Below are 13039 nucleotides of genomic sequence, written 5' to 3' on the forward strand. Positions count from 1 at the left end.
ATTAGATTTGACGAAATTAAGAATTTATAAAGACTCTATCCGCTGATGATTAATAAATGTTTGAATAAAATTCATGAATGAGCTTGCTATTTTTCATCCAAGATATCAACAAAGGTTTGAAAAGCGACTGTTTGATTATGACGTTCGAGCACTTTTTTTCTGCCGCAAATTCCCATATTTTCCCTAACTACCTGATTTTCTTTTAATTCTACTATTTTTTTAACGGTATCATCTACATTCAAATATTCGATAATCGCCCCGCAATCAAGTTCAACAAAATCTTTTGCACCACCCGCTTTATCAAAACAAATAATTGGTTTAGACAACATTGCGGCTTCTAAAACAACTAATGGATAAGGATCTTCTCGGGAAGACACAAAAAATACGTCAAAAATAGACATAAAATCCAAAGGATTATTAACCGAGGGTTGAAAAATAACACGTTCTAATTCTAAGCGGCTTTTATCAATTTGAAAGTTTTTATATTCCGTTTCTGTTTCTTGACCTCCTACCCACAAAAAGAAAATACTTGAGTCCTGCTTTAATTTATTGGCCACCTGCAAAAAAATATCTACTCCTTTTCGCAGATCTACCGTTCCGATTCCTCCAATCAAAAAAGCATCTCCTGGGATATTATATTGATTTCTGAGATTTTCATTTGCTTTGTTATCGACGTGATAATTCAACGCCGATTCTGGCAATAAGGACGGTAAAACTTTAATATGGATTGTATCTATCTGATGATTTATGATTAAATTTTCTTTCACTGACGTTGCACAAGCGATAAAAGCGGTACTCAATGATTTTACGTTTTGGAAATACTCAGGTTTTGTATATTGCTGAATACCCATTTCGAGTTCATGAACGTAGGTAAGAATAGGAATGTTTAATTGTGCCAAAATCGGCATAATATCCCCATTAGTAATGGTATTAGAAACAATTAAGTCAAATTTTTGCTTTTTGAGTGTCGCTAAAAGAAAACTTTGATAGTCGTCTTTCTTGGTAAAATTTTTATACAGTTTGGTCAAAAAACTTTTATGCTGATATGACCGTGGTTTTTCCCAAAGATAAGTTTTAGCAATTTCGTTGAATTCATTTTCAATAATACCACCTTCTTTTAATAAAATAGAAAATTGAAAATGCTGATTTCCCTTCAAAAGTCGCAAAAAACGAAGTAACAGTATTTGGGCTCCTGCCCTATTTGCATCATGACTTACGAAGAGAATATTTTTCATGCTTAAAATTAATGTTGAAAAAAGTGTTAATTGCTACCGTAAAATAAAAATAATTAATTGGGAAATTTATTCGAGTGAGGATAATTCATTTTGGTACTTTAGAATGGTTTTATTCAAAATTTCAAGATGTTCTTGTCCCAAAAAATTAGTTAAGTTCTGAAACATTTCCATCCTATTATTTAAGAAAAAACGATTTTGGGGCGTGTGGATATTGGTCATTCCCCCCCGATGCTTTCTATACGCAGCCATTATTTCGGGTAGATATTTTATTTTCCCAAAGCGAGCTACTTCGATAAAAATTCCTAAATCTCCACTGGCAGTTTTCCACCACCAATCGGGCATTCCGTGGGTAAAAACATTCCTAAAAACAGTACTTGCCGTACCTAAGAGCCAAGAATTATCGGCTAATAAATCATCAATGCTGGAGGTATCTTGTTGATTTTCAGGATTAAATAAATGAGTAGGAGAATTATCTTCATAAATAATTTCCAACTGATGATGGCACAAAGAATATTCGGGATTTTTATCCAAAAAATCTACTTGTTTTTGCAATTTTAAAGGGTCAGTCCAAAAATCATCGCCTTCACACAAGGCGATATATTCGGCTTTGGATTGCCCAAATAAAAATCCAACATTATTCTTCCCACCCAACTCACGAGGTTCAGTTGGGCCTAAATTTTTTGAATGTAAAAAAGCCTTAATTTTAGAAGGATATTTTTCAGCATACGCCTTAATAATCATCGCATTGTCGTCGGTAGAAGCATCGTCGCCAATGATAATTTCGACATCAAAATCGGTCTTTTGTATGAATACCCCTTCCAACATTTGCGTAATAAATTTGCTGTGATTAAAAGTAGGAACGATAATACTAAGTTTCGGCATCTGATTTTGTAAGGTTATTTTTATACCTGCAAAACTACAAACTTGATGATGTATATTAAAATTTACAGGATAAAAACGCTTAATTAAATAGTTTGTCAGTAATTTAGCGGACGAATTTATTTCGCATATTAAAACTGTATCAAATGAATATACACGAGTATCAAGGAAAGGATATCCTGAAACATTACGGTGTCCGAATCCAAGAAGGAATTGTTGTGGATACGCCCGCATTAGCAGTTGAAGCTGCCCGTGAACTAACTGCCCGCACTGGGACAGGTTGGCACGTAATTAAGGCTCAAATTCATGCTGGAGGCCGTGGAAAAGGCGGTGGAGTTAAATTGGCTAAATCTTTAGATGAAGTTCGTTCAAAATCGGAAGAAATCTTAGGAATGCAATTGATTACGCACCAAACGGGTCCCGAAGGCAAGAAAGTTAGTAAAGTTTTGATTGCCGAAGACGTTTATTATCCAGGCGTTTCTGAAGTAAAAGAATTTTACGTTTCTATTTTGTTAGACCGTGCAAGAGGTTGTAACGTCATCATGGCATCAACGGAAGGCGGAATGGACATTGAAGAAGTAGCAGAACATTCTCCAGAAAAAATCTTCAAGGAATGGATTGACCCAAGTGTTGGATTACAAGCATTTCAGGCTCGTAAAGTAGCATTTGCTTTAGGTTTATCGGGTGATGCTTTTAAAGAAATGGTAAAATTTATCCATTCACTTTACAAAGCATACGTTGAAACAGATTCATCTATGTTTGAGATTAATCCAGTGTTGAAAACGTCTGATAACAAAATATTAGCCGTTGATGCAAAGGTTAATTTAGATGATAATGCCCTTTATCGTCATCCAGATTTTATTCCATTGCGTGACGTAACGGAAGAAGATCCTTTGGAAGTTGAAGCATCGGCAAACGACCTTAACTATGTAAAACTTGACGGAAACGTGGGTTGTATGGTGAATGGAGCAGGTTTGGCCATGGCAACGATGGATATTATCAAATTATCGGGTGGACATCCTGCCAACTTCCTTGATGTTGGGGGTGGAGCAAATGCTAAAACCGTTGAAGCTGGTTTCCGTATCATTTTGAAAGATCCAAATGTAAAAGCGATTTTGATTAATATTTTTGGCGGAATTGTTCGTTGCGACCGTGTTGCTACGGGTGTTGTTGAGGCTTATAAAGCAATCGGTAATATTCCAGTACCAATTATTGTTCGTTTACAAGGAACAAACGCTGCTGAAGGCGCAAAAATCATTGATGAATCTGGCTTGAAAGTATTCTCTGCCGTTTTATTGAAAGATGCAGCTTTAAGAGTTGAAGAAGTTTTGAAAGGAATGTAATTAGTAATTTTACTAATTAATTTAATTGGTGAGATTCAAGAATTCATTTTCTTGAATCTCATTTTTATTTTAGATTAAATGAAAAAGGTGCTCAGAATGAAAAATTTCTCAGCACCTTTTTACTAATAACCAGTTACAAATAACCAAAACTAATATCGCCCATTTGAACTACTTTTTGTAGAAGCATTATAATATTGCATCGCTTCACCCATTCTACTTTTAATATCCGCAATACGTGTTTGGTCAGAAGGGTGCGTTGAAAGAAATACCGGTGTTTTGGCACCTCCGCCCGCTTTTGCAGCCATTCTATTCCAAAAAGCAACTGCTTCGTTAGGATTATATCCTGCCATCGACATAAAAATTAATCCCAAATGATCCGCTTCAGATTCTTGGTAACGCCCGTGGGCTAATAATTCTAATTGAGCACCTACTGGAGCAACTACCCCAAAAACGGTATTCCAAAGATTTTGTGTAGCGGCGGGCTTATCCTTCAGTGCAATTCCCAAGCCTACCTGACCTGCCACTAATAGGCCTTGTGCCAACATTCCTTCACTCATTCGCTCGGCACCGTGTTTAGCGATGGCGTGAGAAACCTCATGACCCATTACCACTGCTAAACCCGTTTCATTTTGCGTGATTGGTAAAATTCCTGTATAGACAACCATTTTTCCGCCAGGCATACACCATGCGTTGACTTGACTACTTTGAATTAATTCAGTTTGCCATTGATAGCCTTCCAAATATTCAGGTCTACCAACACTATTAAAATAATTTTGTGCTGCTTTTGCAATTTTATCTCCTACTCTTTTCACCATGGCTGCCTGCTGCGTAGAAGCCGGTACCACCTTGCTGGTATCAAGGAATTGTTTATAACTGGTAAAAGCCATTGCATTCATCTCAGAATCAGAAACTAATAATAACTGATTACGATTTGACAAAGGTACTTTTGAACAAGCCCAAAAAGTAGTTAGGAGAATTCCCCCGTAAAAAATGATTCTCTTCATTTCAATATTTAGTTTAAGGTATTCATTTAAATTATAGTTTAAAACAGCAAAAAAGTATGCCAATTAAAAGATAATCAAGTTTAAGACGTAAAAATCACAAAAAGGTTCTACATTTTTACGAAATCAGGGTAATTTTGTTGAAATAATTTTCAAGTACTTGAATTAGCATTAAAACGAATAAATATGAAAATCTTGTGTATTGGGCGAAATTATGCCGACCATATTAGCGAATTGAACAATGAAAGACCATCAGAACCCGTTATTTTTTTGAAGCCAGATACGGCTATTTTGAAGGATAATGAGCCTTTTTACCATCCTGATTTTTCAAACGACATTCACCACGAAATTGAGATTGTATTGAAAATCAATAAAGTCGGGAAAAATATTGAAGCCAAATTTGCGCACAAATATTATGATGAGATAGGACTTGGCATTGATTTTACGGCAAGAGATTTACAGTCAAAATTAAAGGAAAAGGGTTTACCTTGGGAAAAAGCCAAAGCCTTTAATGGTTCAGCTCCTATTTCTGGATTTGTTCCGAAAATACAATTTGACGATTTGTCGAATGTAAATTTTCATCTCGAAATTAACGGCAAAACCGTTCAAAAAGGCAATACCGAAATGATGCTTTGGAATTTTGATGAAATTATTGCCGAAATTTCTAAATACTTCACCTTGAAAACGGGCGATTTAATTTTTACGGGTACGCCTGCTGGGGTTGGGAAAGTGGTGGTTGGAAATAAATTAACGGCTTTTCTGGAAGACAAGGAAATGATGGCTTTTGAGGTGAAGTAGTATTCAAAAACATTAAGCTAACCGCTAATTAAAAATGTAGCTTCATAAGGCCCTACAGATTATTTTTTTTCAAACAGTAGCTGTACTTGAGTTAAATTTTAAACAAAATAAAATCATGGGATTAGTATATGCAGAAATAGAGTTAATCAATGCCGATGATATGGCACTTGCAAGGAGACACATAATTGGAGAAGAAGAAATCAAAAGAATGTTAGTAACATCGTTGGTCGATACAGGTTCTTATATGCTTTGCATTAATGAATCAATCCAAGAGCAATTACAGTTTCCTATTGTTGAAAAACGCAAAGGACAACTGGCAGATGGCTCAATTCAAGAATTTGATGTCGTTACAGGTGTTGAATTAAAATTTAAAAATCGTAGAACAGTATGCAGTGCAATGGTTCTGCCAGGTGATAGCGAAGTTTTGTTAGGTGCAATTCCCTTAGAGGATATGGATGTTTTGATTCATCCGCTTCGACAAGAATTAATTGTAAATCCAGACCATCCTTATTTTGCTCAAATGAAATTAAAATGTTTGAGAAAAGTCAAATTATAAACACTTTCCATTGAAAAAATCATTAGTAATTATATTCCTAAGTCTTGTATTTGTAAATATTCAGGCTCAAAAAACTACTTTGACGTATCCGAAAGGCTACTTTTTATTTCCCATAAATCCTAATCAACAAAATTATTTGGCGGGTGGAATGGGTGATTTGCGTGCCGACCATTTTCATGCGGGTATTGACATAAAAACCCAAGGTCGTGAAGGATTGCCGGTATATGTAACGGGCGATGGGTACATTTCCGAAGTGCGTGTACAAACAAGCGGATACGGAAATGTAATTTTTATCACCCATCCAAATGGTTTCATTTCGGTGTACGGTCATTTGAAAACCTTTGCCGAACCATTGGCGAGTTATGTGAAAAAGAAACGAATAGCAAGTCAAACTTTTGAAATAAAATTGCTTCTGAAACCGAATGAATTTGAAGTGGCGAGGGGGCAAATTATTGGGCTTTCTGGAAATACGGGTGGTTCGGGTGGCCCTCATTTACACTTTGAAATTAGGGACACCCGCAATAATATTTTAAATCCTTTGAATTTTGGTTTTAAGGAAATTAAGGATAACTTACCACCCGTTTTTCAACAATTGGTTATTAAAACTTTAACGGTAGATTCGAGAGTAAATGGTGAATTTGGCAAAAAATTATTTTATCCAAATAAACAAGCTGATGGAACTTATACGATAAATCATGCCATTCATGCAAACGGTGAAATAGGCCTTGAAATGCTTTCAGTGGACAAAATGAATGATACTCATAATTCAAATGGTATCACTTGTGCTGAATTATATATGGATAATCAGGAAGTTTATTACTCGCATCTTGAACAAATTCCAAACGAAATTTCTCATGATATCAATGTGCATAACGATTATGAAATTGAACAAACCAGAGGAATTCGTTTTCAAAAACTTTTTCAAGATGATGGAAATACTGAATTACCCATCTATAAACCTTCTGTTTCTAAGGGTAAATTAGCCATAAATGACGGCAAAATTCACCAAATTTCCATCAAACTTTGGGATGCTTACGAAAATAGTTGTGTGATAAATTTTACAATTATTGGCGCAATAACTGAACCTTCAAAAACGGTAAACCCCAATAGTTTACCCGTCATAATTTCCCAATTAATTGATGATAATACACTTGTTATCAAAGCTCGTAACTTAAAGACAATCAATTCAATAGCAAGTCTAAAATTTGCAAATTCTTCAACTGATTTACCGATTAATTACGTAAAGAACAATGAAGCGGTGTATCTTTGGGACTTGAAAAGAGGTTTGCCTGATTCTGTGATTATTGATGGTTTGGCAAAAGCAACCAATTTAAGGAAAATGATAATTCCAAATCAGCAAAATTCTTATGATTCGGATAAAATTGAGGTGAATTTCGGAGAACGTTCTTTGTATGATACCCTTTATTTGCAGACGGAATTAAATAGAAATACCTTTAAAATTGGCGAAAATACAACTCCGTTGAAAGGAAAAATTTCTGTGAAAGTAAACACCGATTTTCAGGTAGTAATTCCAGATAAAACATCCGTGTATTATCGCTTCAAAAATATTAGAAGTTATCTAAAAACTACTTGGAACGACAACCAAGCACAATTTGAAACCAGACGATTAGGGAATTACGAAATTTTAACGGATACAATTCCACCAAAAGCCGTCATTGTTCGTAAAAATTTCGATGAATTTTCGATGCGAATTGGGGATAATTTATCGGGGATAAAAAGTTTTAAAGCCTTCGTTAATAATAATTTTGTATTGACAGAATACGATTCAAAACAATCAAAATTGTGGTCGGTTAAATCTGATTCGGCGCAAAAATTTTACGGCGATTTACGGTTAGAATTAGAAGATAATCAAGGCAATAGAATAAGATTTGAAACAAAAATTGACAGCGTAAAAATTGCACAGCCAACACTTATAAAAAAATCTAAACAATCAAAACATGAACTTAAACATAGGCGACAAAGCCCCCCAGTTCGAGCAAAAAGATCAAAACGGAAACATCGTTAAACTTTCAGACTTTATCGGAAAGAAAGTGGTTTTATATTTTTATCCTAAAGACGACACGCCAGGTTGCACGGCACAGGCTTGTAATTTGAATGAGAATTTGCCCGCTATGACCGCTAAAGGTTTTGAAATAATTGGCGTAAGTATTGATGGTGAAAAAGCTCATCAAAAATTTATCAAAAAATATGATTTGAAATTCACTTTACTTTCAGATGAAGACCATCAAATGGTGGAAGCTTACGGCGTTTGGGTTGAAAAATCAATGTACGGCAAAACGTATATGGGAACGGCAAGGACAACTTTTTTGATTGATGAACACGGAATTATCACCGATATTATTTCAAAAATAGATACCAAAAATCATTCAGCGCAGATTTTAGGGTAAAATAAAGATTCTTAATAATTAATTATATATAATGCAAATTACTGAATTACAGAGCGTTGCGTCGCAAGTTAGACGTGACATTGTCAGACAAGTACACGCTTGTCAGTCAGGTCACCCAGGAGGCTCCTTGGGTTGTGCCGATTTATTAGTTGGTCTTTACTTCGACCAAATGAACCTCAAATCTAATGCTGACGGTACAAAACCATTTGACATGGATGGAATTGGTGAAGACCTTTTCTTCTTGTCTAACGGACATATTTCACCCGTACTTTATTCAGTGTTAGCCCGTGCAGGTTATTTTGCTCCTTCAGAATTAGCAACATTTCGTAAACTAAATTCTCGTTTACAAGGTCATCCAACTCCCCACGAACACCTTGAAGGAATTCGCATTGCTTCGGGTTCTTTAGGACAAGGAATGTCGGTAGCCATTGGTGCTGCCCAAGCCAAAAAATTGAACGGAGACAACTCAATGGTTTTCGTATTAATGGGTGATGGTGAGCAGAATGAAGGTCAAGTTTGGGAAGCTGCGATGTATGCGCCACACCATAAAGTTGATAATTTAGTCGCCGTAATTGACTTCAATGGTCAGCAAATTGATGGACCAACCGACAAAGTAATGAACAACCGTGATTTGGGTGCAAAATATGCGGCTTTCGGTTGGAACATTATGAAAATGAATGGCAATGACATGGCTGATGTAGTAAAAGTTTTAGCCGAAGCTCGTGCATTTTCTGGAAGCGGCCAACCAACCATGATTATTATGACGACTGACATGGGTGCTGGCGTTGATTTTATGATGGGATCACACAAATGGCATGGCGTTGCTCCAAACGATGAACAATTAGCTGCAGCCTTAGCACAATTATCTGAGACAATGGGGGATTATTAAGAATTACGAAAACAAATAATGAAAAAATATACATTTACAGAAAAAAAAGATACTCGTTCTGGCTTCGGTGCTGGAATGCAGGTGTTAGGTCAAACTAATCCAAATGTCGTGGCGCTTTGTGCTGATTTAATTGGCTCATTGAAATTGGACGCATTTATCAAAGAAAATCCAGAAAGATTTTTCCAAACGGGTATCGCCGAAGCAAACATGATTTGTATTGCGGCTGGTTTGACAATCGGTGGAAAAATTCCTTTTGCAACCACTTTTGCGAACTTCGGAACGGGTCGTGTGTATGACCAAATCCGTCAATCAGTTGCGTATTCGGGCAAAAATGTTAAAATTGCTTGTTCTCATGCAGGTTTAACTTTGGGCGAAGATGGAGCAACTCACCAAATTTTAGAAGATTTAGGATTAATGAAAATGCTTCCAGGCATGACCGTTATAAATCCTTGCGACTATAACCAAACAAAAGCGGCAACAATTGCCGTAGCCGAACACGTAGGACCCGTTTATTTACGTTTCGGTCGTCCAGTAGTGCCAATTTTTACTGCTCCTGACCAAGAATTTATCATTGGAAAAGCATGGACAGTGAATGAAGGAAAAGATGTAAGTATCTTTGCCACAGGACATTTGGTTTGGGAAGCAATCTTAGCAGGTGAAATTTTAGCCGAAAAAGGTATTGACGCTGAAATAATAAATATCCACACGATTAAACCTTTGGACGAAGAAGCTATCTTAGCTTCCGTACGCAAAACAGGTTGTGCGGTTTCGGCTGAGGAACATCAGATTGCGGGTGGCTTAGGAGATTCAATTGCGCAAGTGCTTATCAAAAACCATTTGGCACCTTTGGAGTATGTGGGCGTAAATGATTCATTCGGTGAATCTGGAACTCCAGCACAATTAATGGAAAAATATGGTTTGAATGCCGCTGCAATTGTTGAAAAAGCACTGAAATCAATTGCACGTAAGAATTCTTAGGTGAGTTATCAGTTAATAGTTAATAGTTATTGGGATGTTAATAACCGATTAGTATGGCAATAACATGTAAATATTAATTACTAAAACTCTGCAAGAATATTTTTTTTGCAGAGTTTTTTTATTTTCTATTAACCAATAACGACTAACCAATAACTAATCTGAATGACGGAAAATAAAATAAATGATTCAGACATATTAGCAAAATTTGCGTTTCCCAAAACTCGAAATTTTGCCTTCAACCAACTGGTCAGAGTTTACCAGCAAAAAGTCTATTGGCATATCCGTAAGATGGTTATTGACCACGATGATGCCGATGATTTAACGCAAGAAACATTCATAAAAGTCTGGAAAGCCTTAGATAATTTCAAAGGCGATTCCCAACTATTTACGTGGATTTATCGCATTGCAACCAACGAATGTCTAAACCACTTAGCCAAAAAGAAAAGAAGATTTTTCCTTCCTATCAATGATATTACAGAGGAACTTACCAATAAATTAGAAGATTCAGATATGATTTCGGGTGATGAAATTCAATTGAAATTACAGAAAGCACTTTTAACGTTGCCCGATAAACAACGGTTAGTATTTAATATGAAATACTATGATGAAATGAAGTACGAAGAAATTTCGGAAATTACTGGCACTTCAGTCGGTGCTTTGAAAGCATCCTATCATTTAGCCGTAAAAAAAGTAGAAGAACATCTTAAAAATTCACCTTTTTAAGCACAGACATTTTAAACCTTCCTAAAAAAGTACTGTCAAAGAATAAAAGTAAACTTTATAAAATTCACAATGCCTTATCGTAATTTGTGATTGTGCGAGATGAAAAACGAAAAAATTGATATAGAAAACTTACGAAAAGAAAGTATTTTTAAAGTACCCAAAAATTATTTCAATGACCTTCCTATGCGAATACAGGCACAAACTTCTGGTAAAACAAAGGTTGTTCCGTTAATTTCATGGTCGAAACAGCGAACTTGGGCAAGTATTGCTGCTTGTTCTGTTATTGGTATTTTAGGATATTTTACCCTAATGCCTCAGCAGGATTCTTTAGGAAATGAGTCATTGGCTGGCGTACAAAATCAGGAAATTATTAATTATTTAATTCAAGAAAATATCAATCAATCCGATGTAGCCGAACAGATTGATAATACTAAAACGCTTAAATTTCAAGATTCCGAATTATTGGATAATTTAAAAGTAACAGACAAAGAAATTTTGCAAAGTGTTGATTATGAAAACATTGATAGCGAAATTTAATCACCTTAATAATACAATCATGAAAAAAATGACCTTTTTAATTACTCTTCTATTTATTTCTTTTTCATCCGTTTTGAAAGCGCAAGATGAATTCCCGAGAGGAAAAGAAAAAATTAGAGCAGCAAAGGTGGGTTTAATTACCAACCGTTTAAATCTCTCAGAAGAACAAGCCAAAACTTTCTGGATTGTTTATGAAGAATTTGATAAAAAACGTTCGGAAATCAGAAAAACGATTCGCCAAATGACTTCAGAAAGCAGGAATATTACTACTTCTGACGATAATATTTTATCAGATTTAAAAGAAGTATTGACTCTAAAGCAGAAAGAAGTGGATCTGGAAAAAGAATATTTGCCAAAATTTCTAAAATCTATCAACGTTCGACAACTTTCTGAATTATACAAAACGGAGCAACTTTTTAATCAAATGCTGGTAAAAAAATTGAATCGTATGGATGGGAAAATGGGAAAAGAATAACAAATCTATTCATCAATAATCTGATTCATCAGCATTAGCCTTGCCAAAATTCTGGTGAGGCTTTTATTTTTTCAAATTTCTTCAAAATACCGCAAGTTTTATTTTTACTTTACTTCTAAGTATTAGAATTCGCAATTTTTTCCTCTTGAATGACCGAACATGAACTGCTAATTAAATTACAGTCTGGTGACGAATCAGCCTTTAAAACTTTAGTCGAAACCCATCAAAAGCGGGTTTTCAATACAGTATTGGCGATCATTCAAGATTTTGAGGAAGCAGAAGATGTATCGCAAGAAGTATTTATGGAAGTTTATCAATCGGTGGGAAAATTTAGAGGAGAATCAAAAATTTCGACGTGGCTGTATAGAATTGCTACCACAAAAGCGTTAGAGCAAATTCGTAAACGGAAAACGGCTAAAAGATTTGCTTTTTTCACCTCTTTATTCGGAGAAAATAATGAAATTCTGCACGAATTAGTGGACTTTATTCACCCAGGAATTGTGCTTGAACAACAAGAAAATTCAAAGGCTTTATTCAAAGCAATTAACCAATTACCTGATAATCAAAAAGTTGCCTATACATTGAGTAATATTGAAGGGTTGAGTTATCAAGAAATCACGGAGGTTATGCAAATATCTTTATCATCGGTGGAATCACTTTTATTTCGAGCAAAAACCAATTTAAGAAAGTCTTTGGGCAATTTTTACAGAAATCAAAACAAGTAATTTTATGGAAAATCCATTAAATATTGAATCAAAAATTGAGCAAGCTCTGAATGCTTTTGAGAGAATTAATTCCGCAGAACCGAAGCCTTTTTTCTATGCTCGTCTGCACACAAGAATGGAAAAGGAGTTTTTGCAACCTAAAACAGTTTTGGGGTTTCAATTAAAGCCAATTTATGCTTATTCGGTGATTATGGCATTGATTATCATTAATGTTTTTGCCATTTCTAATTTCAAAAATCACCAAAATCATCCTTTGCAGGAAGATAGTTACAGTTTGTACCAAGCTGAATAAATTTTAGAGAAAATGGAAGAGTCTAAGAAAATAAAATCTTTATGGTTGGCCATATTCGGGTTGGTCGTCCTCAATATTGGGGTTTTGGGGTGGATTGGTTTTGGCAATAAAACTGGACATCCACCTAATGAACCGATACCGCCTCATGAAATTCCAACACGATTGGGTTTTGATGAATCACAGAAAATGGCTTTTGAAAA

16 protein-coding genes are annotated in these 13039 nt (G+C 35.3%); 13 read left to right on the forward strand and 3 right to left on the reverse strand.

The annotated features are described in order from the left end of the window. Positions 1-86: 86 nt before the first annotated feature. The gene (locus AC1W31_RS15590) at positions 87-1235 is read right to left on the reverse strand and encodes a glycosyltransferase family 4 protein (protein WP_481735406.1); all 1149 of its coding nucleotides are present in this window, start codon (positions 1233-1235) and stop codon (positions 87-89) included. A gap of 66 nt (positions 1236-1301) precedes the next feature. Then, complete coding sequence (locus AC1W31_RS15595; RefSeq protein WP_481735407.1) at positions 1302-2117, reverse strand: glycosyltransferase; 816 nt, start codon at positions 2115-2117, stop codon at positions 1302-1304. Positions 2118-2260: 143 nt separating this feature from the next. Between AC1W31_RS15595 and sucC the strand changes: the two genes are divergently transcribed. Beyond that, positions 2261-3457, forward strand: a complete 1197-nt coding sequence (gene sucC / locus AC1W31_RS15600; protein WP_481735408.1) for an ADP-forming succinate--CoA ligase subunit beta — start codon at positions 2261-2263, stop codon at positions 3455-3457. 149 nt (positions 3458-3606) lie between these two features. On the opposite strand, the gene AC1W31_RS15605 is transcribed toward sucC, so the two are convergent. Next, positions 3607-4461, reverse strand: coding sequence for a M48 family metallopeptidase (locus tag AC1W31_RS15605; RefSeq protein WP_481735409.1), 855 nt, complete (start codon positions 4459-4461; stop codon positions 3607-3609). A gap of 183 nt (positions 4462-4644) precedes the next feature. On the opposite strand from AC1W31_RS15605, the gene AC1W31_RS15610 reads away from it, so the two are divergent. The 12 genes from AC1W31_RS15610 to AC1W31_RS15665 form a co-directional block, all read left to right on the forward strand. After that, positions 4645-5256: a fumarylacetoacetate hydrolase family protein gene (locus tag AC1W31_RS15610; RefSeq protein WP_481735410.1), complete on the forward strand. Its 612-nt coding sequence runs from the start codon at positions 4645-4647 to the stop codon at positions 5254-5256. Positions 5257-5371: 115 nt separating this feature from the next. Then, entirely contained in the window at positions 5372-5812 is a 441-nt protein-coding gene (locus tag AC1W31_RS15615; RefSeq protein WP_481735411.1) for an aspartyl protease family protein, read from the forward strand. 10 nt (positions 5813-5822) lie between these two features. Next, on the forward strand, positions 5823-7838 hold the full coding sequence (locus tag AC1W31_RS15620; protein WP_481735413.1) for a M23 family metallopeptidase: 2016 nt from the start codon (positions 5823-5825) through the stop codon (positions 7836-7838). Beyond that, positions 7771-8220, forward strand: coding sequence for a thioredoxin-dependent thiol peroxidase (gene bcp, locus AC1W31_RS15625; protein WP_481735414.1), 450 nt, complete (start codon positions 7771-7773; stop codon positions 8218-8220). The genes AC1W31_RS15620 and bcp overlap by 68 nt, the downstream gene beginning before the upstream one ends. 31 nt (positions 8221-8251) lie before the next feature. Further along, a complete protein-coding gene (locus tag AC1W31_RS15630) occupies positions 8252-9109 on the forward strand; it encodes a transketolase (RefSeq protein ID WP_481735415.1) in 858 nt (285 codons plus the stop codon). A gap of 18 nt (positions 9110-9127) precedes the next feature. Beyond that, a complete protein-coding gene (locus AC1W31_RS15635; RefSeq protein ID WP_481735416.1) occupies positions 9128-10087 on the forward strand; it encodes a transketolase family protein in 960 nt (319 codons plus the stop codon). Between the two features lie 177 nt (positions 10088-10264). Next, entirely contained in the window at positions 10265-10810 is a 546-nt protein-coding gene (locus AC1W31_RS15640) for an RNA polymerase sigma factor (RefSeq protein ID WP_481735422.1), read from the forward strand. A 99-nt stretch (positions 10811-10909) separates the two neighbouring features. Next, complete coding sequence (locus tag AC1W31_RS15645) at positions 10910-11347, forward strand: hypothetical protein (protein WP_481735417.1); 438 nt, start codon at positions 10910-10912, stop codon at positions 11345-11347. A 19-nt stretch (positions 11348-11366) separates the two neighbouring features. Beyond that, positions 11367-11822, forward strand: coding sequence for a hypothetical protein (locus AC1W31_RS15650; protein ID WP_481735418.1), 456 nt, complete (start codon positions 11367-11369; stop codon positions 11820-11822). A 149-nt stretch (positions 11823-11971) separates the two neighbouring features. After that, on the forward strand, positions 11972-12547 hold the full coding sequence (locus tag AC1W31_RS15655; RefSeq protein WP_481735419.1) for an RNA polymerase sigma factor: 576 nt from the start codon (positions 11972-11974) through the stop codon (positions 12545-12547). Positions 12548-12551: 4 nt separating this feature from the next. Continuing rightward, positions 12552-12839, forward strand: a complete 288-nt coding sequence (locus AC1W31_RS15660) for a hypothetical protein (protein ID WP_481735420.1) — start codon at positions 12552-12554, stop codon at positions 12837-12839. A 12-nt stretch (positions 12840-12851) separates the two neighbouring features. Further along, a partial coding sequence (locus tag AC1W31_RS15665; RefSeq protein ID WP_481735421.1) for a hypothetical protein occupies positions 12852-13039 on the forward strand: 188 nt, incomplete at its 3' end.

The sequence above is a fragment of the Arcicella sp. genome, assembly GCF_964672035.1.

Coding starts and splice junctions, on each gene's coding strand:
- AC1W31_RS15590 (WP_481735406.1), bottom strand. CDS start 1,235: ATGAAAAATATTCTCTTCGTAAGTCATGATGCAAATAGGGCAGGAGCC.
- AC1W31_RS15595 (WP_481735407.1), bottom strand. CDS start 2,117: ATGCCGAAACTTAGTATTATCGTTCCTACTTTTAATCACAGCAAATTT.
- sucC (WP_481735408.1), top strand. CDS start 2,261: ATGAATATACACGAGTATCAAGGAAAGGATATCCTGAAACATTACGGT.
- AC1W31_RS15605 (WP_481735409.1), bottom strand. CDS start 4,461: ATGAAGAGAATCATTTTTTACGGGGGAATTCTCCTAACTACTTTTTGG.
- AC1W31_RS15610 (WP_481735410.1), top strand. CDS start 4,645: ATGAAAATCTTGTGTATTGGGCGAAATTATGCCGACCATATTAGCGAA.
- AC1W31_RS15615 (WP_481735411.1), top strand. CDS start 5,372: ATGGGATTAGTATATGCAGAAATAGAGTTAATCAATGCCGATGATATG.
- bcp (WP_481735414.1), top strand. CDS start 7,771: ATGAACTTAAACATAGGCGACAAAGCCCCCCAGTTCGAGCAAAAAGAT.
- AC1W31_RS15630 (WP_481735415.1), top strand. CDS start 8,252: ATGCAAATTACTGAATTACAGAGCGTTGCGTCGCAAGTTAGACGTGAC.
- AC1W31_RS15635 (WP_481735416.1), top strand. CDS start 9,128: ATGAAAAAATATACATTTACAGAAAAAAAAGATACTCGTTCTGGCTTC.
- AC1W31_RS15645 (WP_481735417.1), top strand. CDS start 10,910: ATGAAAAACGAAAAAATTGATATAGAAAACTTACGAAAAGAAAGTATT.
- AC1W31_RS15650 (WP_481735418.1), top strand. CDS start 11,367: ATGAAAAAAATGACCTTTTTAATTACTCTTCTATTTATTTCTTTTTCA.
- AC1W31_RS15655 (WP_481735419.1), top strand. CDS start 11,972: ATGACCGAACATGAACTGCTAATTAAATTACAGTCTGGTGACGAATCA.
- AC1W31_RS15660 (WP_481735420.1), top strand. CDS start 12,552: ATGGAAAATCCATTAAATATTGAATCAAAAATTGAGCAAGCTCTGAAT.